Annotated in this window: 23 protein-coding genes; 17 read left to right on the top strand and 6 right to left on the bottom strand. The window is 42.1% G+C overall.

Going from position 1 to position 23,959, the window contains the following annotated elements; genetic code table 11:
• Positions 1-14 precede the first annotated feature (14 nt).
• The 4 genes from F7B60_00115 (at position 15) to F7B60_00100 (ending at position 3,567) form a co-directional block, all read left to right on the top strand.
• The gene (locus tag F7B60_00115; GenBank protein ID MCE4613926.1) at positions 15-344 is read left to right on the top strand and encodes a hypothetical protein; all 330 of its coding nucleotides are present in this window, start codon (positions 15-17) and stop codon (positions 342-344) included.
• Positions 341-1,378, top strand: coding sequence for a V-type ATPase subunit (locus tag F7B60_00110; protein MCE4613925.1), 1,038 nt, complete (start codon positions 341-343; stop codon positions 1,376-1,378). The genes F7B60_00115 and F7B60_00110 overlap by 4 nt, the downstream gene beginning before the upstream one ends.
• Before the next feature lies 1 nt (position 1,379).
• Complete coding sequence (locus F7B60_00105; protein MCE4613924.1) at positions 1,380-1,829, top strand: ASCH domain-containing protein; 450 nt, start codon at positions 1,380-1,382, stop codon at positions 1,827-1,829.
• A 250-nt stretch (positions 1,830-2,079) separates the two neighbouring features.
• The gene (locus tag F7B60_00100) at positions 2,080-3,567 is read left to right on the top strand and encodes a B12-binding domain-containing radical SAM protein (GenBank protein MCE4613923.1); all 1,488 of its coding nucleotides are present in this window, start codon (positions 2,080-2,082) and stop codon (positions 3,565-3,567) included.
• Positions 3,568-3,680: 113 nt separating this feature from the next.
• Here the strand turns inward: F7B60_00100 and F7B60_00095 are convergent, their stop codons facing one another.
• The 3 genes from F7B60_00095 to F7B60_00085 form a co-directional block, all read right to left on the bottom strand.
• Positions 3,681-3,893 carry a ribbon-helix-helix domain-containing protein gene (locus F7B60_00095; protein MCE4613922.1) on the bottom strand — a complete coding sequence of 71 codons (213 nt, stop codon included), beginning with the start codon at positions 3,891-3,893 and terminating at the stop codon, positions 3,681-3,683.
• Positions 3,894-4,004: 111 nt separating this feature from the next.
• The gene (locus tag F7B60_00090) at positions 4,005-4,751 is read right to left on the bottom strand and encodes a hypothetical protein (protein MCE4613921.1); all 747 of its coding nucleotides are present in this window, start codon (positions 4,749-4,751) and stop codon (positions 4,005-4,007) included.
• Positions 4,748-5,122: a cren protein gene (locus F7B60_00085; protein MCE4613920.1), complete on the bottom strand. Its 375-nt coding sequence runs from the start codon at positions 5,120-5,122 to the stop codon at positions 4,748-4,750. Before F7B60_00085 ends, F7B60_00090 begins: the two co-directional genes overlap by 4 nt.
• 229 nt (positions 5,123-5,351) lie before the next feature.
• Here F7B60_00085 and F7B60_00080 point away from each other — a divergent pair, with 229 nt between their 5' ends.
• The 4 genes from F7B60_00080 to F7B60_00065 are packed head-to-tail and all read left to right on the top strand — an operon-like array spanning position 5,352 to position 8,447.
• Positions 5,352-5,930, top strand: coding sequence for a 2-oxoacid:acceptor oxidoreductase family protein (locus F7B60_00080; protein MCE4613919.1), 579 nt, complete (start codon positions 5,352-5,354; stop codon positions 5,928-5,930).
• Positions 5,927-6,268, top strand: a complete 342-nt coding sequence (locus F7B60_00075) for a 4Fe-4S binding protein (protein MCE4613918.1) — start codon at positions 5,927-5,929, stop codon at positions 6,266-6,268. The genes F7B60_00080 and F7B60_00075 overlap by 4 nt, the downstream gene beginning before the upstream one ends.
• Entirely contained in the window at positions 6,265-7,476 is a 1,212-nt protein-coding gene (locus F7B60_00070; protein MCE4613917.1) for a ferredoxin oxidoreductase, read from the top strand. Before F7B60_00075 ends, F7B60_00070 begins: the two co-directional genes overlap by 4 nt.
• Entirely contained in the window at positions 7,476-8,447 is a 972-nt protein-coding gene (locus F7B60_00065) for a pyruvate synthase subunit beta (protein ID MCE4613916.1), read from the top strand. Before F7B60_00070 ends, F7B60_00065 begins: the two co-directional genes overlap by 1 nt.
• A gap of 41 nt (positions 8,448-8,488) precedes the next feature.
• Here F7B60_00065 and F7B60_00060 read toward each other — a convergent pair whose 3' ends face one another.
• Positions 8,489-9,418 carry a carbon-nitrogen hydrolase family protein gene (locus F7B60_00060; protein MCE4613915.1) on the bottom strand — a complete coding sequence of 310 codons (930 nt, stop codon included), beginning with the start codon at positions 9,416-9,418 and terminating at the stop codon, positions 8,489-8,491.
• 42 nt (positions 9,419-9,460) lie between these two features.
• Positions 9,461-13,333, bottom strand: a complete 3,873-nt coding sequence (gene rgy / locus F7B60_00055) for a reverse gyrase (protein ID MCE4613914.1) — start codon at positions 13,331-13,333, stop codon at positions 9,461-9,463.
• Between the two features lie 92 nt (positions 13,334-13,425).
• Between rgy and F7B60_00050 the strand changes: the two genes are divergently transcribed.
• From F7B60_00050 to F7B60_00040, 3 genes are all read left to right on the top strand, one after another.
• Positions 13,426-14,478 (top strand): winged helix-turn-helix transcriptional regulator, encoded by a 1,053-nt coding sequence (locus F7B60_00050; protein MCE4613913.1) that lies wholly within the window; start codon positions 13,426-13,428, stop codon positions 14,476-14,478.
• A 110-nt stretch (positions 14,479-14,588) separates the two neighbouring features.
• Positions 14,589-16,187 (top strand): hypothetical protein, encoded by a 1,599-nt coding sequence (locus F7B60_00045; GenBank protein ID MCE4613912.1) that lies wholly within the window; start codon positions 14,589-14,591, stop codon positions 16,185-16,187.
• 49 nt (positions 16,188-16,236) lie between these two features.
• Positions 16,237-16,746 carry a hypothetical protein gene (locus F7B60_00040; GenBank protein MCE4613911.1) on the top strand — a complete coding sequence of 170 codons (510 nt, stop codon included), beginning with the start codon at positions 16,237-16,239 and terminating at the stop codon, positions 16,744-16,746.
• On the opposite strand, the gene F7B60_00035 is transcribed toward F7B60_00040, so the two are convergent.
• A complete protein-coding gene (locus F7B60_00035) occupies positions 16,722-17,357 on the bottom strand; it encodes a hypothetical protein (protein ID MCE4613910.1) in 636 nt (211 codons plus the stop codon). The genes F7B60_00040 and F7B60_00035 overlap by 25 nt on opposite strands.
• A gap of 424 nt (positions 17,358-17,781) precedes the next feature.
• Between F7B60_00035 and F7B60_00030 the strand changes: the two genes are divergently transcribed.
• The 6 genes from F7B60_00030 to F7B60_00005 form a co-directional block, all read left to right on the top strand.
• Complete coding sequence (locus tag F7B60_00030; GenBank protein MCE4613909.1) at positions 17,782-17,961, top strand: hypothetical protein; 180 nt, start codon at positions 17,782-17,784, stop codon at positions 17,959-17,961.
• On the top strand, positions 17,946-19,391 hold the full coding sequence (locus F7B60_00025; GenBank protein MCE4613908.1) for a sodium:solute symporter family protein: 1,446 nt from the start codon (positions 17,946-17,948) through the stop codon (positions 19,389-19,391). The genes F7B60_00030 and F7B60_00025 overlap by 16 nt, the downstream gene beginning before the upstream one ends.
• A gap of 68 nt (positions 19,392-19,459) precedes the next feature.
• Positions 19,460-20,923, top strand: coding sequence for a phenylalanine--tRNA ligase subunit alpha (locus F7B60_00020; GenBank protein ID MCE4613907.1), 1,464 nt, complete (start codon positions 19,460-19,462; stop codon positions 20,921-20,923).
• A 1-nt stretch (position 20,924) separates the two neighbouring features.
• Entirely contained in the window at positions 20,925-22,574 is a 1,650-nt protein-coding gene (gene pheT / locus F7B60_00015; protein ID MCE4613906.1) for a phenylalanine--tRNA ligase subunit beta, read from the top strand.
• The gene (locus tag F7B60_00010; protein MCE4613905.1) at positions 22,564-23,385 is read left to right on the top strand and encodes a GTP cyclohydrolase, FolE2/MptA family; all 822 of its coding nucleotides are present in this window, start codon (positions 22,564-22,566) and stop codon (positions 23,383-23,385) included. The genes pheT and F7B60_00010 overlap by 11 nt, the downstream gene beginning before the upstream one ends.
• Positions 23,385-23,959: ROK family protein (locus F7B60_00005; protein MCE4613904.1), on the top strand; the 575-nt coding region annotated here is incomplete at its 3' end. The genes F7B60_00010 and F7B60_00005, both read left to right, overlap by 1 nt.

The raw sequence follows: 23,959 nt of genomic DNA, 5'->3' as shown, positions 1-23,959 counted from the left end.
AATGGGTGCTTAGCTTGTCGAGTAGTGTGGAAAAACTAGGTAAAGCCTTGGTAGAGTTTGAATCGGATTTGAATAGGATAAGGGGGGAACTCGATGAAGTGGCAAACGATCTGCTAGTAATTGCTGAAGAACTTGTTGTAGAGATAAAAAACGAATCAGCATCCGCGTATCAGGTAGCTAGAGACCAAGTGAAAGCTGCTCTGGAAGAAGAAGCTATGAAGCTAAGAGAATCGTATAATAAGAAGATTAGAAAGGAAGTTGAGCGATTAAAGAAAACAGGGGAGGAGAAATACGAGGAGGCGGTAGAGCTCGCTCTTGACTTGATCCGAGGTGCAATTGCTTGAGCCAATTCGGTTATGCTAAAATACTCCCAAAACTAAGAATAGCTCTTAGCAATCTAGCTAAAACAGATGATATAAGAAGTCTGGCATTAGTTGAGAACTTCGAAGAAGCCTTAAGAGACGCTAATGAGTTCAAAGTTCTTAAAGAAGAGAAACTAGAAGCAAGAAGCTTTAGTGAAGTAGAAAGGGCGCTTAATAAGGTAATTGTGAGGTACTCGCTTAAGCTATCTAAAATAGCCCCCCAACCAGCGGATAAAGTCGCAAAAGCTTATCTCTGCACATATATAATTGGGGATCTCCTAAGCATTTTCAAAAGAACTGCTTTGGGTGCCCCTATCTCGATAGAAACACTAGTTACACCAGAAATTCCAGACACGCCTCTGCACGGATTAGAAGAAGAATCCCTAGAAACACCTAAACAGCTAATTCAGAGAATTAAAACTCCAGAGGCAAGAAAATTCTCTGAAGGAGCTCTTGATACTTACCAAAGAACAAATGACCCGGGTATCTACGATTTATGCCAACCTCTCATTAGGCCGGTGCTTATCCAATCTGTCTTACAAGACCTGAATACACAGAGTAGAGAAGCCGTAAAACAGGTAACTTGCCCGAGGATAATATACACCCTAGTCTCAGGCTTACTGTATGCTTCCCGGACGAGAACGCCTGGAGAAATAATATCCACAGTTTATTCAGGCATAAATATATGTAAGTTCAACTGGAATATAGTTAGACAGACGTATGATAATAATAGCAACGATCCTGAGCAATTGTACTCTGAGCTAAAGAGATATTTCCCAATCTTTGAAGGTAAAAACTACATTGAAGCCTTGAAACATGCAAGATCCTCTTCTCTACGTGAAAGCAGGAAACGATCACTGGCACAGTTCGAAGGATACCCGTTTCATGCAGGGCTAATAGCGGCATCAATCGAACTTCTTGAACACGAGGTAAGAGATATAAGAGCTGTACTAGCCGGAAAACTATATGAAGTTTATCCTGAAAAGATTTACAGTGTAATATCAAGGGAACTCTAGTATGAGAAACACTGAAGCCTTCCTCCTAAGTATTAAACCCAAATACGCAGAAGCAATATTCTCTGGCCGCAAAAGATACGAGCTCCGAAAGCTTAGAAAATCAAGGATTCTACCAGGATCTCTCATAATACTCTATGTTAGTAGTGATACTAGAAGCATAATAGGAGAATTCGTAGCGGGAGACGTAATAGAAGACACTCCCGAAAATGTATGGAGAACATTGAGACAGTTCAAAAGAGGCGTGGGGCGAGGTGCATACAGATACATAAAAGATTCTAGAAGAGCACTCGCCATAGAAATATTGAACACTGCATTATATCACCACCCAGTAACTCTAGATGAAATAAGAAACATCATACCTGGATGGGATCCTCCTCACAGTTATATTAAGCTAATACGAGAAGATCCGCTGTATAGACTAATAATACGACCCCTGCGAGTTCCCAATTAGCCTATACATCTAGGTCAGCCTTTATTCTACTTGCATGCAATGGTTTCAGGAACCTGATTGCATTACTATCATTTACGCGTTTTACACCGTTTATACCTTAAAATTTATACTTAAAACTAATACGGTCTGAAGGCCAATTCTATTCCTCCAGAGGCGACGAGTCTTGAGGCTCCCAAACAAGGGGGCTAAAACAAGGAAACCAAAAAAGCTTCTTCATGCAGATTTCATCCTTAGCGTGGACAGGTGCCTGATGAGTGATCATCACGGGAAGATCTTCATAGGATTCGCTGCAACAGGCCCCGCTATAGGCATCCCAGAAAAACTATGGAAATGGGTTGCATGCCCTTCGCCAGGTGTAGACGCCTATGGGAAACCTAAAGTCGCTCCATACGCTCTAAGAAAACTTGAGGCTGCACTACAGAATAAGGGATTTAACGCTCACGTCATAGATCCTGACTATGTACCATATTATGTACTCCACGGAGCAAAGGCACTAATGATCGGCCACCACGACTATTTTGCTCTAGGTCCACCGAGTAACGAGTGGTGGCTCTTAACAGAAAGGACGCCTATTAACAGGAAAAGCTTCATCGAGTTCATAAGCCATCCAGCAATATGGGAAGCGAAACGTAAACATAATATGAAGATAGTTATAGGAGGTCCAGCAGTCTGGCAGTGGGAAGCATGTAAAAACGCAAGGAAAAAATGGCCAGTAGATCTCCTAGTTGAGGGGGAAGCAGATAAAGCCATAACTAAAATAGCAGAACATATACTAGATAAAAAACCCCTCCCATCTAAAATCATCATAAACCCCCAGGAAAGCCCTAGCATAGATGAGATCCCAGAAATAAAACATCCAAGTATAGGCGGCCTAGTTGAAATAATGAGAGGTTGTCCTAGAGGATGTAAGTTCTGTAGTGTGACATTAAGACCACTAAGATTCATTCCCCTAGATAAAATTGAGAGCGAGATCTTAGTTAACTTGCAGTCAGGTATTAATAATGTTGTACTACATAGCGAAGACATACTATTGTATGGTGCAGATGTTGTCAAACCGAGAGCAGAACCTCTCCTCAAACTGCATAAAATGGTAGCTAGGCATTTAAACGAATATGAAGCAGGATTTGCTTGGAGCCATGTCAGCCTAGCTGCAGTAAAATACGCTGAAGAGCACGGAAAGATAATATCAAGGATCACTAATATAGTTCTAGATGACGATGTCAGGAAGTTCTATGGTGCAGAGGTTGGAATAGAAACAGGTAGCATCAAACTAGCAAGGAAAATAATGCCTGCCAAAGCAGCTCCTTATCCAGTAGAATCATGGCCAGAAGTTGTTGAAGACGCATTCAACATATTAATCGAGAACAACATATTCCCAGCCGCAACCTTCATACTGGGCCTTCCAGGTGAAACGGAAGATGATGTCTATGCGACAATAGAGCTTTTAGAGAGGCTTAAATCATATCCAAGCCTAATTGTTCCAATGTTCTTTGTACCAATGGGAGCATTGAAAGATAAGGACGGGTTCAAGAGCAAGCATGTAAAGGAATATCACAGGGAAGCAATGCTACTTTCTGGGCAGCATTCTATAAAATGGGCTAAATGGATAATAAACCAGGGATACTTAAACAAGCCTCAATACATGCCTCTGAAAATGGCGGTAAATTACTTTATTAAATATGCTGAGAGAAAAATACAAAAACACACTGAATCAATAGAGGTTAAATTACATTACTAAATCCTTTGTTAAGATTATGGAAGCAAAAGTAGTCTATGGTACACAAGTATTTTTATAGAGGTAAGACTAGTATGACAATGAATTTACGGTGAGAAGATGAGAGAAGGAGGAAGTTAACCTGGTAGTTCCATTTCTACCAGGTTGTTTGGTTTAAAAGGAGTTATTCCGCCCATATATGCGCCCATTCCTCTCCATAGTTCTTGTTTAAGTAGTTCCCTAATCGCTGTGCGGATGACCTCGCTTCTGCTACTATATCTTCCATTCTTAACTAACTCGTCTATTCCATCTACATATATTTCGGGCATTTTGACTGTGATGAGTTTCATTGCGAGTATCACCATTTAGTATGTTTTCGGTATAGTGTTATTAGAAGGGTAGGAGTATGTGATTACTGGTATAACTCTTATATATTGTTTACAAATTGTAAAGAAATCAATTTACTCGTTCCACAACCTGTCAAAATACATATCAGCTAATGTTTTGAAGAACGCGTGATCACTCCATAGACCAGTGAGTTCTTCACCCATATTAATGATTAACAGTATCTCTTCTCCTATAATACCACCGCCAAACACCTTCTTATACTTTATTTGAGCACCCAAGTTTTCAAGGGTCTTTCCATCGTCATCCAGGTCAGGCGGGAGTATGAGCTTCAATGCTTTCCACCTGGCAGCATATATTAGTGCTTCCATTAATCCAGGTGTAATGAGCCTCTTATCACCTATCGCTACTTTAACCTCCTTAGAATCCTCAAACATTATTCTCTTAGCTATGTGCTCTATCTGCGGTTCCACAACTATCATAACCTTATAGTAGTTGGCACGCCCAGATTCCAGGCTCTGGAGTGCGGGAATTACCTTGGTCTCTATGTTATCCATCATCCTGTTGAGCCTATCTTTAATGTATCTCCACACTTCTTCCACATGCGTAGGATGGATCTTCGCGGGTCGCCCAGTTCCTTTATAGACCCAGTTTCTCTTCTCCAAGCTCTCGACGGCAGTGTAGATCTTGGATTGTGCAGCATTCATTTTTTCACTTATCTCTCTGACGGTCATAGGCCCGTAGGTTAGGAGGAAGAGATAAACTCTAGATTCAGTGGTGGATACTCCGAGAAACTTTAATAGTCTTAATAGTTCTTCCAGCTCGTTCTCACCGACTTTTTCTCGAAGCAGTCTGAGACTCATTCTTCACCACCTAGGACTTCCATGGGGAAGAACGGGGGAGGCTCTGCAAGATCCAGCACGGGTATAACCGCGTATCCGTGACGTATCTTATTAGTTAGTATTACCTCTTCTCCCATTTCATCCACCTTTATGAGTATGTAATTCGACTCGTGTTCATTCCCCCCATCTTTAACGGTGTAATAGTAGGCCATGGGTACTCCGTAATACTTATAGTAATCCCGTATCACACTGAGCATAGTATAAACAGTTAGATCTCTATAATGGAATCTCATAATATATATAGGGTTCCTGGATAGGACTATTGAGCCCGCTACCCGCACAAGATCATTGAGGGAGCCTACCTTAACAACCCACGCCTTCTCTACATCCAAAGCAAGCACCTTATTATCCCTTTATCATATAATAATGGTATAAAACATTGAGTCGTAATAAACATAGACAAACGTTAATCGATGGAGGGGAGATTGATATCATAGTGTTATTCCCTGTAATATGGGTGCAAACTAATAAATAACCAACACTGCATTCTTAGGATAATTGAATAAAAAGTTTGGCATATGCAAACTACCCATTATTATGTAATATAGGTGGAAAATATTGATGATCGAAATAAGATGGCATGGCCGGGGTGGTCAAGGCGCAGTCACAGCGTCAGAAGCAGTCTCGGCTGCAGCCATACTAGACGGTAAATATGCGTTGGCCTTCCCAGAATTCGGAGCGGAACGAAGAGGAGCCCCTGTAAGAGCATACACTAGAATAAGTGATGACCCCGTGATACCTAGAACACCAGTAACAACCCCTGACATTCTAGTGATACTTGATCCAAGCCTTCTTCACCCAGATTACACACAAGGCCTGAAGCCTAATGGAATAGTCGTAGTAAATACCAAGATCCAGCCTAAGAAAATCGCTAAAATACTTAAGCTCAAGCCTGGTATAAAAATAGGAGTAATAGATGCAACCGGTTTAGCTATGGAAATACTCAAGAAACCAATAGTTAACACAGCCATGCTAGGAGCCCTAGTTAGAGCAACTGAAGTAGTTAGCTTGGAGAATACTGAAAAAGCTATTCTAAATAAGTTCACTGGAAAAATAGGGGAGCTTAACGTTGAACTTATACGCAGGGCTTATAAGGAAACCCTTGTAAGTGAAATCAAAGAAGAGGTGGTTGCCCAATGAGTGACTTACCTAAATACAACGAGCTCCCCCCAGGTGGTATAATTCCAGAGCCAGCTAATAGCCTCAAATACTATACTGGAGACTGGAGAGTCGAGAGACCGGTAATAGACCAGGATAAGTGTGTGAGATGTAGGCTTTGCTGGGTGTACTGTCCAGATAATGCCATTAGAGAGATAGATGAAGAATACACTACGAGTAAGGGGAAAACGTACAAACTCACATACATTGTAAACTACGACTACTGTAAGGGATGCGGTATATGTGCACAAGAATGCCCAGTTAATGCTATTAAAATGATACCTGAAGTAATCGAAGAACCAGGAGGTGGTGAAGAGTGACTCTAGCATTCAAAGAAGAATCCATGAAAGGCTTGAAAAAGCCAAGACCTATGAGCACGAACACTGCAATAGCAACAGCTGCTAGGGACCTTGACGTGGATGTAGTTTCAGCGTATCCTATAACTCCTCAGACAACTGTTGTCGAGAAGATAGCAGAGTATATTGCTAATGGAGAGCTTGATGCTGAAATGATACATGTTGAAAGCGAGCATTCTGCTCTTAGTGCTGCTATAGGCTCTGCAGTGACTGGAGCCCGGAGCTTTACAGCAACAGCCAGCCAGGGTCTTGCATTGATGCATGAGATATTACATATAGCTAGCGGTGGAAGAGTTCCAATCGTCATGAGTGTCGCAACAAGAGCGTTAAGCGGGCCGATAAGCATATGGAATGATCACAGTGATGTTATGAATGCTAGGGATTCAGGTTGGATAATTGCTTTCGTAAGCTCTGCACAGGAAGCGTATGATACGGTTGTGCAAGCATTCAAAGTGGCTGAAGATCCAGATGTCCTATTACCTTTCATGGTGGTATATGATGGTTACCTAATGAGCCATACAATGGAACCTGTCATCACGGAAGACCTTGAGAAAGTTCTGGCATATGCCCCTAAGAGGAGTTATCCTTACAAGCTTGACCCTGAGAAACCACTAACTATCGGTACAATTACTGACCCGAACTGGTACTATGAATTCAAATACCAACAAGTTGAAGCAATGAAGGTTGCCTTAGAAAAGTTTAGGAAGGCAGACAAAGAATTTGGAGAGGTTTTCGGTAGGAACTATGGTTTAATGGAGTGCATCCATTGTGATGATGCTGATGCTATAGTCGTTGCGAATACAAGCTATGCTACAACATTAAAGTATATTATAAGGGATGTCAGAGAGAAAGGCATGAAAGTTGGCCTATTAAGACTAAGGCTCTACAGGCCCTTCCCTGTTGAAGACTTCTTAAAGGCTGTGGGATCCGTGGATACTGTCTTAGTTGTAGATAGAGCAATAAGTTATGGAGCACCAGTACAAGGCCCCATTGCTACAGAAATAAACAGTTTACTTCACTCAAGGGGTAAGGACACTAAGGTTATAAGTGTTGTAGCAGGTATAGGGCAGAGGGCGTTCAAGGATGATGATGCAAGATACATGTTCAAGTTAGCACTTGAAAGCCGGAAGGCTGTTCCTGAAGAAACCATATTCTACGGGGTGAGGAAGTAATGTCGGATACTACACAGCTCCCTAAGGGCCAGCTATATAAGACTTTATTCCAGCTTCCCAGATGGGAAGGATTAGTAAGCGGTCATAGGCTCTGTGCGGGATGTACCGCAGGAATAATAGTTAGACACCTCACGAAAGTTGCAGGGCCAAACACTGTTGTCGTTAACGCCACAGGATGTGTAGAGGTTTCAACGACACCATACCCATATACTAGTTGGAATATCCCATGGATACATGTTGCCTTTGAGAATGCCGCTGCAGTAGCTAGTGGAGTTGAGTCAGCAATCAAGATATTAAAGAAGAAGGGAGTAATTGATGATGACTATAAGGTTATAGCTTTAGGTGGAGACGGTGGGACGTTCGATATAGGATTCCAAGCATTATCAGGTATGCTAGAACGAGGTCATAGAGTAATGTACGTCTTATACGATAATGAGGCATATATGAATACTGGTATACAAAGGAGTGGAGGAACGCCTTATGGAGCGTGGACAACGACTACTCCAGCTGGAAAAGTATGGAGAGGTGAGTGGAGACCAAAGAAGGATATGGTAGCTATCGTAGCTGCTCATAGAGTACCATACGTAGCTACGGCTAATCCTGCTTACACGCTTGACATGATTAACAAGTTTAAGAAGGGATTAGATGCACTTGAAGAAGGACCAAGTTTTGTCCATGTAATAATGCCATGTACAACTGGATGGAGATTCGATCCAAACCTAGGTATAACTATAGCTAGACTAGCTACTGAGACTGGTATGTGGGTACTATACGAGATAGATCATGGAAACTACCGTGTAACAATGCCGGTCAAGAAGAGGAAGCCCATTAAAGAATATCTAAAGCTTCAGGGTAGATTTAGGCATCTAACAGATGAGGAAGTTGCTGTTATACAGAAGATGGTTGACGAGGAAGTTGAGAGGATTAATAAGATTGCCGGGAAAGAAGTTATAGGGCCAGTCGCTTCATAATTCGTTTGATAGTCATTTCCCTTTTTCTTTGGAATCATAATCTATATTTTATGCCTATAGTATTTTTGAACTACGTTTAGTACATTTGTACACTCTTCCATGCATGAAGGTTTTTCTGGCGGTGTTATGTCGAGCCTTAGAACGTCTTCGTCTCTCTGGACTTTAACTACACCCAGTTCGGGATCAGCTATTATCGTAGGCGATTCTGCCATTAACTCGCCGTGCAGGTTCTCTAGGATTCCGCCTACTATTATTACAGGTACACCAGTTTCCATAGCTCTGACAGAGGCGAATGACTCTAGTAGGTTCGAATTAACACTGTAGGCCACGTCACTGGATTCTTCCGGCGCTACAAGTGGTTCCATGTAGGGTAGCGGTAGTATGCTCCCAATCATTACCCATGCACCCATCAGGCTTAGTATCCGGAATATTTCAGGATGCATTATGTCGTTCTCTATGAACACGCCAAGCCTTCTCTCGATTCCTCCGGGACCAGGTATAGCTAGTAGCCCAGGCTCCTTTCCAGGATTAATCCGATACTTCATTTCCATAGGTGATACGGAAATTTTCCTGTATCTTAATATACGGTGATGATCCTGGTCTACTAGGAGCATAGTGTTGAATAGCTTTGGACCTGCTCTCTCTATTATGGGTCCAGCCAGTACACTGGACATGTAAGGAGCCATCCGTTGCCATATAAACTGTGTAGTATATCCTTTCTCATTTATCCTCTCAGCATTACTTTTGATATATCTCATCGTCCTCTCATGGCTATTATATCCTATTAGAGGACCGGTCAACGGGTATGGAGGGAGAACCAGCAGTTGAGGGGATTCCTCTTTACTCATGGCCTCCTCAATTGACGCAGACAACTTATGTATATTCTGACGTCTAGCTTGATACCTTATTTTACCATGTATTATAGCTATCTTGACAACGTCCTCCCTTTCATCATCATTATATACTGCCAAGCCTAAATTCCTCCGCTAAAACATTAGGTGTGTCCTAACATCCTATAAATTTCCTAGCCCTTCTTCAACCATGGCTGCAGCCTTCTCTGCTGTCCACTTCCTCCTCCGGTTCTCCGCATCTATGGGTTTTATTTCCTCATAAACCTCGCTTAAGACATTATTCCTATCGGCTTTACCTTCTTCAACCATTTTCATCTTCTCTTCTACTATCCTAGTCCGTTCCTCTGAGACCAGTTTAGAGAAGCGGTTCATAAGATACCTATAAACGCTGTCCCCCCGCTTTGTTGCAATTAGCTGCCCAGTTTTAGGTATAACATACACATATCTTCGCTTCACGAGAGTATCTATTATCTTAGCATAAGTACTAGGCCTTCCTATTCCACGTTCCTTCATTAATCTAACTACTTCACCATCATTGTACAATGGCACCCGGCTTACCCTAGTTGCGTCTATTTTTTCAACACTATACTCTCCTTCTTCAAGGCCGACCGGTCTGATTTCCGGGTATGCATCTAAGAAACCAAGCTCTATAGTCTTATACGGATGCTCCTCCTCTTTTAGTAGAATACCATTTAACAGGTACTGGTATTCCCGGTATACCACCTTAGCCGGCTTCATTTGACTTGCTATGAATCTTCGGAAAACCAGGTCGTATAGTCTGTAATGGTTCCATGTCAACTCTGCAGCTAGTTCAATGAACCCCTCCTCAATAAGGTTCCGGAGAGTTTCCATGTCGAGGGGCCTCGTTGGCCTTATAGCCTCATGAGCGCCTCCATCGCCCCAGCTGCGAGGCTGATACACTTCGGGGAGTCTGCCTTCACCATACTTCTCCTCCAAGTAATCCTTTGCTATCTGTTTTCCTTTATCGCTAATCCTATGGCTATCCGTTCTATGATATGTTATTAAACCTAGCTCGAACAAGTTCTGGGCAAGCCTCATTATCCGAGGAGCAGTAAGCCTTAAGCGTTTGGATGCCTCTGTAATCATTTCGTCAGTGGTGAATGAAGGTGGCGGATTTACCGTTCTCTCCTCCTCTTCAACGGCATTTACCTTTATCTTTAACGGTTCCTTACTCCTCAATATACTGGGAACCATTCCCGGGGCCTCGTTTCCATAAATCCATAACCTACCTTTCCCGTCTGCGAACTCTATGGTGTACCGTGTGGTGATGCTAGACTCGTATTCCTTCGTTCTGGCAACGATCCAACCTAGGGTAGGTGTCTGAACCCTCCCAGCACTAAGGTTCATATAGAATTTGAATCTCCTACATATTTTGAGGTCATTAGTTTCCCTATTCTTGGATTTCTCTCCCTTAGCTTCCATCTCAAGGTCTTTACAATACTTAGGCCAGAACTCATACCATAGTCTTGGGCTAAGAGTAAAACCTATCCACCTGTCTTCTAATCTTCTAACCATTTGAGCGTTCACTAAGTTCTCATCTATCTTCCTTAATTCCTTCAGAGCTCTCATTATGGCTCTCTTTGTAACTTCGTGGAACTCCAATCTCTCAATCCTTTGGCTGTAAGGTCTGATTAGAAGATAAAGATCCCGGCTTATTTTTTCACCTTCCGTATCTGGGTCTGTTCCTAGCAAAACTATATCAGCTTCCCAAGCGAGCCTCCTCAAGTCTCCTACAACCTTCAAGCTATTCTTGAAGGTATCAGGTAGACCTTGAACTGGCGGGCATTCATTTACTTCTTTCGTTGTCTGCATCCCGCTTCTAACGCATCTTTTAATCGTCGTATATACGGGTATGAATCTGTTATCTCTTGTTTTAAATACCCCATGCATTGTTTCCTCCACATCAAGCTTACTTTGCAAATCATCCTCGATTGGCTGGTCAACGATTAAATCGTAAACATGTCCACCGCTTGCTGTTATTGTGAGGATGTAATCGCCTGTCGAAACCTCATATGCTCTTAACCCATTTGGTAGTTCCCTCATACTTGGTTTGCCGAAAAAGGAAGCTATTGTTCTAGCTTTATTCGGGCTCTCAACTATTAATAGAGCAGTCTTGACTAGGTCTTCTCTACTACCTACTTTCCTAAGCGTCCTGATCCTAGCTCTCTCGTCCCCTAGTTTCTTCTTAATATCCTCTAGGTCGAGTGATTCCAGTGAGACCCATTCAGTATCAATCATGTATTTTATCCTAGATTCAAGCCCTCTGAAGACCCGAATGTCATCTACAACGACTATGCTTAATCCTAGTGTTATACCTCCAGCATAGAGTCTACTAGTTCTACCGCTGGCTTGCAGATAAGTGTACGGATCGGGTATAAGGAGGTAAAGTCCACCTTCTTCCTCAACAATGCCTACATCACCTTTTTCCCTGAGTTTCTCCCATACATCTTTAGATGAGAAGGCTTGCCTAAGGAAAGCTAGTGATCTTATGACTATTCTCTCAAGACTACCTGGTAGCCCTTCATCTCCCTCTATAAGTTTCTCTGTTATAATCTGGAGAGCAGCTGGGCTTAGCCTTCTTATAACTCTTCTTAGAGCCGCTAGATACCTCATTGCCTCCTCTTTCAAGTCTCCCTCTAAAACCTCTGCTACTAAACCAAGCAATCGAGCTATTCTCAACGGATGCGGCTCCTCTATTTTCGCCGAGAACTTCATTCTAGGAACCCCGGCGAAAACAGCATATTTTACCCTCCAAGGCATATCTAGACCTCGTACCAGGACTCCATAATAATTGGCTACGCCTACTAGTACATCTATCTCACCTTCCTCGAACTTCTCCAGTAAGGAAATGTTCTTCTTAGCGTGGAATGCTTCAGCCTGGATGCCTTGTTGCTTCATTTTTTCAACGAGTTCCTCACTATAACTTACTCCCTTATCGATGGGGACAAAGACAAGTCCACCAACCCCTAACTTTTTAACGATGCTAATAACTGCATCATCGCTGTATTCTTTTTCTTTAGGGATTGTGAAGGTATCTATTATTCTTCTTACTCCAATATCTCCCCGCCCACCTACTTCGAATCCTAGAAGAAATCTGAATAGTTTTGCTTTAACACCCCTCGGCCGCCCAGTAGCACTACTAACCATAAGGCTACTAGCTCTCCTCCTATACTTTTCAATGTAATTCTCTAGGTTCCCAGCTTTCTTTTCCAGTCTAGCTATCTCCTCCAGGTCTCCATTACGGGACGATAGGAATACTATCCTCCTCCTAGTATAATATAACTCTAAACCTTTCTCCTGGACTTCCACAGGGAACCCTACTATTCGGAGGACTGCACTTATGCTCTTACCACTCCTAAGAACAGCATCTACGTCATCGACGAAAACAAGATGGTAGTTCTTTCCTTCCACTAATTCTATTTTAGACCTAGCAAAAGCTACGGTTGTCACGAGAATATCAAAATCTCCTTTTTTTATCGTATCAAGCATTTTTTCCTTCTCACTTTTCTTCATCCTAGAATGATAGTATGCAACTCTAACATGGCAATTTGCGGATTCCATCAAGCTATGGAGCTTCTTTAAGGCCTGTACCACCAGAGGCGTAGTAGGAAGAATTACATATGATTTACCATGTTTACGGCAGGCGAGAAAAACAGAGTACACTAGGCCGAATGTAGTTTTCCCTACACCAGTAGGAGCTATTATCGAGAAACTGTCCCTTCTAGCAAGCCTCCTAGCCCAAGTCCTCTGAGCACCCCAGGGCTTAGAGCCGACTGCTTTCTCGAAGAACACCTCGAATTTCTTCGTTAGCCTCCACTGCTTATGAAGTATTTCATAGTCTCTGCTGAGACGTCCGTTTTTGACAAGCATCTTGTAGACCTGTTCCCTAGAAATGCTCTCGGGAAGAACAGGTAGACACTTGTCACATGGAACACCAAGCTCTAGTCTATAATCATCTATAGGTCCACCGCAGTTAGGACAAGCGTACCTATAAATAGATGATATGTTATCCAACCGATACACCTAGATTACAGAATATACCAGTTATACTAATTATATAATTAATGGGATAGTGTAAAATATCCCATGGGGCTAGGTGAGGTTAGGTGAGGAAACTACTGAGCATAATTTCTGTATTAACCATTATTCTATTAGTATTTCTGCCTTCGGTATCGGCTGAAACACCAGTAATTTCTAGCACATATGACTGTAGAGATGGTATTGTTTATGTTGTTACCTACATTAAACAAGTTCAAGGGTTAACGAACCTGACAATTCCAGAGGATTCCGGAACTTTCGAGGAGAGTGTTGTAGCAGTAAATCAGAATGGGACTCCGCTCCCAGTACTTGTAGGAGGAGGTGAGATTACTGTATTCTTAAACAACGATACTCAGAGCATTCAACTGTCATATATTATATATCCGACTTCTGTATCCGATACCTATCTCCTCGAAATACATGCTTCGGGGAAATCGACGATTATTCTTCCAACTAATGGTAGCTTAGTATATGCAAGTGATTCCCCTAATATCTACGCAAATTATAGCAGAATAACACTGACATATCTCAACCCAGGAGTCTATACAATATACTATTCTATTACTACTTATACAACAACCTCAACAATGCCAGGGGGAACCAGCACTACAGTATCCGGGTCATATACCCAGTCTACAACTACTTCTCAAGGAGGAGTCAGCACGACAGGATCACAAAGTAGAAGTAGTACAGTATCCGGGTCATATACCCAGTCTACAACCGCTTCTCAAGGAACATCAACAACAGGTACGACTCAAACATCAACACCTATCTATAGAACTATGAGAAAAGATACTTGGACGTATATAATCCTGGGATTATTCTTGGCCGCTGTGGTTTTGGCTATTTATGTTTTATCACATAAGAAAACGACATCTGAAAATGGTTTTGATCTAATCGAGTCAAGAATCGATGATAGAGACTTCCTTTTACTCAATTTAATTAAAAAAGGCGGTCACAGCATTTCGAGCTTAGCAAAAGAAAGCGGTCTAAGCAAATCGGTTGTGTGGAGAAGAATAAGAAAACTCGAGGAAATGGGTCTAATAGAAACGAGCAAGGGTATAGGTAAAGTGGAAATTAGCCTAACAAACAAAGGCCGGGATCTCCTAGCAAACAGCTAGCAAGGAACGTTCCACCTAAGTGGAACAATTTGGAACTCGTGTGTTTCACTATGACCCTTATCTAAAACGAACACCAAATAAAGAAGTCAGAAACAAAAAAGGTGATAGTCATGGAGACCCTAAAATTAAAGGTAATCGCGGTCTTCCTCCTAATAGCATTAATAGCTCCGGCAGTTGGAAACTTCAGCATATTATCAGAGAATACTTCAGCCGAATCAGCCCAGAAATTATATCCAGAAACAATATTACTCGAATTAATTAATCAAGGAAAATTAAAAGCCAGCAACCAAGTTATTAGTATTTTAGAAGAGGCAGCGCAAGCAAGGCAGACTAACTCCACGTTAGCCGATATTCTAGTAGCACAAGCATTCATGATGCTATCAAACCAGACAACTCATCATTGCAGAGGTTTATACAGAATAGCTATAGGAATGAATTACACTGTAACAAAGCTCAATAACATGGTTTATAGATTAAATACAAGTACCAAAGGATATTATAATGAACCTCTAACCCAGGCACTGACATATTTAGAAGAAGCAAAGGCGAATGTTACTGAGGCGCTGGATATTCTCAAGGAATCAAATGGGAATTGTAGCAATGGAACAGCTAGTACCGTATCGCATTACTTGACAAACGCTAGAGATAATATAATTGAGGCTAAACATATAATTGACTCATTAACAGCATGCCACTTTAAACAGGTTATAATGAAAACCTTAGAAAAGAGGCTAGTGCAATCAAATATGAAAATACAGATGCTAGCCATGAAAAAGGTTGAATTAGAGAACAGGGGATTAAAGGGACCAGCTAACAACCTAATGCATGTTGAAGAGAAGCTTTCAATGGAGAATAAAGTTCTCATAAATACTATTAAAGAGTTGAACAACACAGTAAACTGTACAAAGCTATGGGTAACTATAGCCGCTTTCAAAATGCTACACAATTATGGAACCATGCAAGCAGAAGCTATCTCCCACTTTCAGAATAGGGCCAGTATGGTGGAAAAGTCACAAATGCATTTAACAATGATTTCATTTAGACTTCAAAGGGCATCTGAAATAATTAGCGACATAGAACAAAACGCTGCTCTACCACAGAACATAAAGAACAATCTTAAAACTATAGCAAGCAACCTGAATAACATAACATCATTGTATCATAAAGCATTAACAGAAGCTTGGAATGGATCGCCAAACTTGAATCAGACCAAATCAAACCTCTTGTCACTTATAAATGAAACACAAGGCCTAATCCAAGAAACAACAACTATGCTACCGAAGGGATTTATGGAAACGCAAGGCCTTCTAAAGTCAGTAAGTAAACTAGTATCCCTCGTGGAGGAAATGGCACAAAACGACTTCAAAGGAATGCAGCACACTGGACGCCAAATAAGAATGGCAAAGGAAATCGTTTACAAGATGGAAGTTAGAACTCTCATAAAAGACACTAAATTTGCTATAATCGTGGAACAAAAATCCTGTAATGCTACCAATAATACTGTGATAAATAATCTCCGCTTAGCTCTACAATACCTAAACAAAGCTCCGAACACGGATAATACCACAGTTGCAATGTCAGATCTGAAGGACGCATCATCCCTGATCCGTAATGCAGAAGTAGAAACTGGAACTGTATGTCCACAAGTACAACCAATCCTAATAATACTGGAAATGGAATGCAACACAACACTAACAATTCTTTCCTAAACGACAATTTCTTTTTTTATAAACTTCACAAATTTCTCTGGTGAATTTTTTGGAGGAAAAATTAACTAACCTTATGAACATACTGGAAGAAGAATTCGGAGACTCGATGGTATATGAGTGTGGGAACGAGATCTGCATAGTAAATCTTTTCTTTTTTAACAAGAACCTAATCATACGCATCGTGCAAAAAGATTTCCTAAGAGTTGAAACTGAGAGAATTAGACAGAAACAAGGAAAAGAATTATCCGATATTCCAATGGTAAAAGCCTCTAAAAACCTAGAAGGAGTAAAGCTTATATGCGATCTGCCGTTGCCTTGTATCGGAAATACGGAAGCTTTCAAGATATGTGTGTCTACGGTGATTCAAGGGTTATTCACTATAGATGATGATCTCAGCAGGAAACTGTTTGACAGCGTGTTGTCTTTGGTTAGAGAATTAAATGTGAAAGGACTAACTGGAAGCGAGATTTACAAGGTACTAGTCAACCAGTACAAGGTTCCTGGAGATCTCGCAGAAACAGTAATAGAATCATACTACGCATTGATGGACGAGGACTGACAGTCAATCGGCTCCAGCATCATGGAGGGACTAGGCAGCTTCACGCCTACTCTGTTCAGTATTCTATAGACTTGATTTCTATCAACCTCTCCTGAGATACTGTATGACTTGTAAGACTTCTTCAACATGGCTACTGGTGTCCGAATTACTCTAGCGTACCATGACGCCATTCTAAGAGGATCATTCTTATATTCTTCAAGTGATTTTTCAACAAGTAAACGTAGAGTTTGTTCTTCCTCTAAAAACTCAACGTTTACTGCCAAGGTGCAGCAATACGGTGCAACTAGTTCAGAGCATTGAGCCTCTAGTCTGTATCCCATTTTGATTCCTTCCGATAGATATGGCTCCCATATGGCTCCAATCTTTATCTCTCCTTTACTCAACGCGTTTAGGATACTCTCTCCGCTGTAATAATACTGGACGTCTATGGCCCTATCAAACGATCTGATACATGTTTCCATCGTAGATATGGGTGTGCTTCCGCTTTTATCTAATATAGAACGGGGATTAGATAATACGCCAGCACCTCCGTAAACTCCTCCATATATGATCTTATATGTCGGATTAAACCTGTAGTATAAGAGCTGTGTTATTAGCGGGCTATACCCCATGTCTAATACTCCTTCTGCTATGTGCCTCGTTAGCGTTAATCCCTCATTATATACTTTTACTTCTACAATGTATCCTCTTGACCTAAGCTTCTTTACTAGAAATGGTAAGAATAGATACTCGCTTGCTCTAATGATGCCTATAACTACATGTTTTCTCTTTTCTCTAGTCTTGTTTAGATATACGTGTTTATTTCTTCCCCGAGTTATCGTTGTTACTAATACTTCTTTCTCTAGTCTGTTAACTATTCTGGAGACCGTTGCTTTAGAGAGTTTAGACTCCTCGGCTATTTCTGTGATTGTCGCGCCCGGGTTTCTTTCCAGTATTCTTTTGATTGCCTCCAGATTCCATCCCTCATATTATTAGATAGCAGGGAATATTATTTAAATATGAAACATATGTTTCATTATGTAGACGGTGACGGGGATGAAAGCCAGCATATTCGCTACACTAATAACGATTATACTACTACTTCACTACCTAATCCCATACTATGTAACCCATGCTCCCATCGATACCTGGTACTGGATAGTTGATTCCACAATAGCATTCCTACTCGCACTATACTATCTGTTCAGAGGTGAGCAATGGTGGAAGAAAGACTAATCATAGAACTAACAGTACTACTACTTTACATAATTCTAGGTACAATAGGAGCAATACTCGGGAGGAAGTACGGTGTCAAAACAAGCAGAGAATACTATATAGGAGGCGGTAAACTGGGAACATTCCTAGCAGCATTGACATATGCAGCGACCACGTACAGTAGCTTCATGATAGTCGGGCTAGTTGGAATAGCGTACTTCACGGGAATAGGAAGCTTAGGCTTTGAATTATCCTATTATATTGCAACTCTCCTACTACTAGCAACTCTTGCTCCCATAATTTACAGGAAGGCAAGGGAGAGAGGATGGGTTACGCCCAGCGAAATGCTGGGAGACCTCTACGGTTCACCGAGACTAGCTGCTACAATAGCAGTAATATACTTTCTCGCACTTCTTCCCTATGCCTCAGCACAGCTAAAAGGAATAGGGGAAACAATAGCTACTGCAGGTGGACAGGGCTACTATGCTTGGGGGATACTTCTCGGGTTCACGCTTATACTAGCATGGACTATACTAGCTGGTATATGGAGTGTGGCTATAACAGATGCGATACAAGGTGTTTGGATGGTAACAGCTGCAATACTACTCTTGGGTTGGCTAATATGGGAACTTTTCTACGGTCTCCATATGAACACTTCGACAATAATGAGCAACCTAGAGAACAATGGTTTACTCGAGGTTTCACCAGTCCAAGGATTCTGGAAGATACCGGTATTCATATCATTCACACTTCCATGGCTATTCTTCGCGATAACAAACCCTCAAGTACTCCAGAGGGTTTACATGCCGAAGAACAAGGAGAGCCTTAGAGGAATGATAATATGGTTTGGAGTATTCGGTCTTCTCTACACAATAATGGTAGTAGCGATTGGAATGCTAGCAAGAGCGGGTGGAACAACACTCATACCTTTCAAGCTACATGGAAAAGACTCTGTAACTCCAGCACTCCTGAACATAGCGCCTGTATGGATATCAGTAATAGTGTTCGTGAGCATAATAGCAGCCAGTATATCCACAGTGGACTCCATAATACTCTCGGTATCCAGCTCAGTGGGGCATGACTTGCCATATGATAAAAGAAAGATAAGCGAGCTGTCAGTGGCTAAAACAACTATCGTGCTAATGGGAATTATAGTGTCGGGAATAGCATATCTAAGAGTCTCCTATATAGTCCAGCTAAGCGTCCTCTCGAGCCTGTTCCTACTACCACTTCTCCCGCCAACACTAGCCGGACTACTATCAAAGGAGCCGAAGAAGTATAACTCGCTTTCCTGGGCCTCTCTGGTACTCGGTTTACTCATAGCTGTATTACTAACGTACTATGTGGGTGTTTCAAAAGTATTCAGCGCGGAAGTGCTAGGGTTGACAACACCTGTATGGGTCTTCATAGCTTCCTGGATACCATGGATCCAGGTCCTCAAAGAACAGTAGTCCGGCATTTTCGTCTCCTTTTTAATACTAGGAAACATTCCCATAGTTAATCTTGGGTGCAGAAGATTTTGGATGAACGCCTGGTGCTCAGTGAATCCGAGTATGATCTATTGAGGAGAATGGTTGAGAAAAGAGTAAGCAAGGCAAAACTAGATGATCTCCCCAATATAATAGAACTAGACAAGTCAACAATTGCAAGTCTATCAGAGTTGCTCCAGTCCAAGGATGTTTTGAGGATACTAGAGAAAAGGGAGAAAAAATACGTGCTAACTGGTAGAGGCGTGAAAGTTCTTAGAGACGGTTTACCTGAGGAGAATCTAGTGAAACTAGTCTCACAAGGCGTTACAGAGCTCAGGCGAATAAGAGAAAAGCTAGGAGACGAGGCAGGGATCGCTATAGGAATAGCCCGTAGGAACGGTTGGATAACAATAAGTGGAGGGATTGTGGAACTAGCAAAGCCTATTGATGATATCCTGAGAGAGGTAGAGGAGAAGAAGAGTTTACTCAGGGAAGTAGCGGAGAAAGGATTCGGTGAGAGTAAGCTACTCAGTGAGCTTATTAGAAGAGGACTCGTACGTGAAGAAGAGGTAGTTGAGAAAATCATTCTAACAGCGAAACGCTTAGTGCAAGTGTTAGAGGAGGCTACTGTAGAGAAAGGTAGATTGACGCACCAGGATCTAAAGACAGGTAGATGGGCACGGGTGAAATTGAGGAAATATGATGTATCAGCAGAACCACCGGATATCAGACTAGGCAGAAGACACTTCCTAAGCGAGTTCCTTGACATGTTAAGGGACCTAATGAAGGAACTTGGCTTCACAGAGGCTGAAGGACCTCTGGTGGAACTTGAACTATATAATTTCGACTTACTTTTCCAGCCCCAGGATCATCCTGCTAGAGAAGTTCATGACACTCTGTGGATAAGGGATCCAATCTACGGTAGGTTAGAAGGGTTGGAAGATCTAGTTGAGCGGGTGAGGCATGTGCATGAGAAGGGCTGGGGGTATAAATGGAGCACGTTAAAAGCTTCTAAACATGTTTTGAGAAGTCAAACAACAAGTGTTTCAGCGAGAGTAATAACATCAAAGCCGGAGCCCCCGATAAGGTATTTCTCGCTTGGAAGGGTTTTCCGGAGCGATGTAATTGACGCCAGTCATCTACCAGAGTTCCATCAGTTAGACGGGATTATGGGAGACGAGTTAACGAGTTTCAGGGATCTCCTTGGAATGCTTACGGAGATATCTGAGAGACTAGGGTTTAGGATAAGATTCAAGCCCGGATACTTTCCATTTACAGAGCCGAGCGTGGAAGGATACGTGAAATTGCCGAATGGAAAATGGTTAGAGTTGTTCGGTGCAGGCATGTTCAGACCGGAAGTACTTGAAATGGCTGGGATAGATTACCCTGTTGTTGCTTGGGGGTTCGGTGTTGAGAGGCTTGCCGCTGCTTATTACGGTTTGACTGATATAAGGATGCTTTATTCTAGGGATATAGATTTCATTTCCGACTTCCCTGTTAGGAGGATGCGTTAAAATGCCTGTAATAAGGCTTAGCTTAGAAAAGATAATGAACCTCACTGGACTCACTTCAAGGGAGTTAGAGGACACTCTATTCCGATTGAAATGCGAGTCTGAAGAAATTGAGCCAGGGGTTCTCGAGGTAGAAGTAAACCCGGATAGACCGGATATGCTAATAACAGAAGGACTAGTGAGAGCGATAAATGGGTTAACGGGAAAAGAAACAGGTTACTCGGCTTACTCTACAGTAAAAACGAACTATAGTGTTGAGCTAGGGAACCTTAGAACAAGGAAGCATATAGCTGTAGGAATAGTAGAGAACGTGAATGTCGACGAGGAATTCCTACAAGAACTGATACAATTCCAGGAAAAACTACACGTAACCTTCGGCCGGAGAAGGAGGAAAGCTGCGATAGGATTTCATAACCTCTCAAAGCTCCCTTGTAATAAACTGGAATACACATACCTTGACTCATCCGAAGTAAAATTTCAACCGCTACATGGAGATAGGGAAATGTCTGGGCTAGAGATCCTCGAGGAAACAGAGCAAGGCAAATTATACGGTGGTATAAACCTCGAACAGGGAGAACACCCATTCCTATTAGCCTGTGGGGAAGTCATTGCAATGCCTCCTGTAATAAATGCAGAGATAACTAGGGTTGAACCTGGGACACATAGTCTCTTGATAGATGTGACGGGTCCCGACAAGTGGACTGTAATGAAGCTACTAGACATAATAACTCTTAATCTAGCGGAGAGGGAGGGAGCTAAGATAGGGCAAGTTACAGTAATGTCTGAGAGTGAGGAAATCTTTACACCGTTGTTGGAAGAAGAATTAGTGGAACTGAAACCTGATTATACTCACCAGGTATTAGATATGGAAATTCCAATACGAGAGCAAGCTGAGATCCTTGAGAGAATGAGGTATAATGTCGAAGTATCGGAGTCAAAGCTCATTGTTACAGTACCTCCATACCGAGTAGATATTCTAGGAGAGATCGATCTAGTGGAAGATATTGCAATAGCATATGGTTACGATAACATTCCACTCAAGACTACGTGGACTATCATGCGTGGAGGACTCTCAAACAGGACAATGTTTATTAGAAAAATATCAGAGATACTTATAGGAGCAGGATTTACTGAAATTATGCAACTAGTATTAACTGGGCCTACGACGCTCTCAGGCAAATGGAACCCTAGTATCCTGGTTGAAATAGGGAACCCTGTAATGGTAGAATACAGTATACTCAGGCCGAGCCTGATACCCGGGCTCATACGGGTCGCTAGAACTAATATCTCCACTTCTAAACCCGTCAAAACCTTCGAAATAGGACAAGTAGCCTACAAAGAAAAGGGGATAGTTAGGGAGTCATGGAGGCTTGGTCTCCTATATATGGACGACGAAGCAAGCTACGAGCAATTGCAAGCTGTGGTATACAAAGTCATCAAGCTCCTGGGAATTAAGCCTGGAGCGGCCGAGTCCAAACACCCCTACTTCATAGAGGGGAGGACTGGAAAGATCCTTGCAAATAACATGGGAGTGGGATTCCTAGGTGAAGCAAGGCCGGACATACTGCTTGAATTCGGCATAGAATACCCTACAGTCCTGGCGGAAATAGATCTTGATAAATTAATGGAGGCGGTAGGTTGGATTGGAAGTTGAAATACAGGACATGCCTCCGAAACACCCATACCCCCTTGACCTAGTAGGAGTCAAGGGAGTAAAGTATTTAGTGAGAATAAGGAGTCCCAAAGGAGTAATAGAGTTCCCTGTAACATATAACGCCTACGTTAAACTCTCACCAAGAAGAAGAGCGGTTCATTTATCTAGGAATATTGAAGCATTCATAGAAGCCCTGGTCGAGGCAGAGAGAAAGGGAAAAGAAAGCCTAGAGGCACTAATGGAAGAAGTAGCTGTTAAACTCTTGGGAAAGCATAGTTACACGGAATACGCGAGAGCAGAACTAGAGCTAGAGCACTTCATAGAAACGGGGAAAACACTGGAGCCTGTTAATGTGAGAATATCAGTTGAGGCCTGGAGGAACGATGGTAAAAGATGGACGTTAACGCTGGGAGTTACTGGTATAACTGCTTGTCCTCATGCTCAGGTTAATATATCAAAGAAGCTTAACACCCCAGTTAACAGGACCCCCACGCACATGCAGAGAGCTAGAATAGAGGCAACAATATCATTCACAGAGAAGAGAGTATATAGAATAGAGGACATAGCCCTGAAACTTCTTCAAGCATTCTCCCAACCAACAAGAACACTCCTCAAAAAAGACGATGAAGCTGATCTAATAATAAAAGCACACAAAAATCCTAAGCTCGTAGAAGACGTAGCAAGGGACGCACTAAACATACTAGAGAAAGTGATTGAACCACCTGCACAAATATGCGTGAGAGCAACCAGTTACGAGAGCATCCATCCGTACAATGTTTTCGCAGAAAGATGCATGGTGTTAGATAAATAATGAAACGAATACTCCTAGTAGACATAGGAGCTACAAATACCCGGCTTGCAATAGGGTGGGAAGAAGAAAAGCAACCGGTACTATCTGACGTAGTTCAAATGAGAACACCGTCAAGCGGTGAAGCCCTAGTCAACCTGATAGTCGAATATGCTAAGGAAAAGAAAAACTTCTCCATAGCATCAATAGCTAGCATAGGACCATTAGACCTGAGGAAAGGCTGGATACTTGAAACACCCAATAAAGAGATAGGGCCATACCCTATAGTAGAAGCATTACAAGATAAGCTAGGAGCCCCAGTTATCTTACTGAACGATTGCCAAGCCGCAGTCTGGGGAGAATACGTATATGGCAACTATAAGGGAATCCAGAATATGGTCTACATAACCCTGAGCTCAGGTGTAGGTGCGGGAGCAATAGTAGACGGGCACCTCCTTATAGGAAAAAGTGGCAATGCACATGAAGTAGGACACTTCATAGTAAACTTTAATGGTAAGGTGAGATGTGGTTGTGGAGGATTAGGTCACTGGGAAGCTTATGTAGGAGGTAAGAATATTCCGAGAAATGCATGGGAATT

It is taken from the genome of Candidatus Tiamatella incendiivivens, from assembly GCA_015522635.1.
Classification (GTDB): domain Archaea; phylum Thermoproteota; class Thermoprotei_A; order Sulfolobales; family Acidilobaceae; genus Tiamatella; species Tiamatella incendiivivens.
Note: the sequence above shows the minus strand (reverse complement) of the source record. Positions and strands in the feature narration are given on the sequence as shown.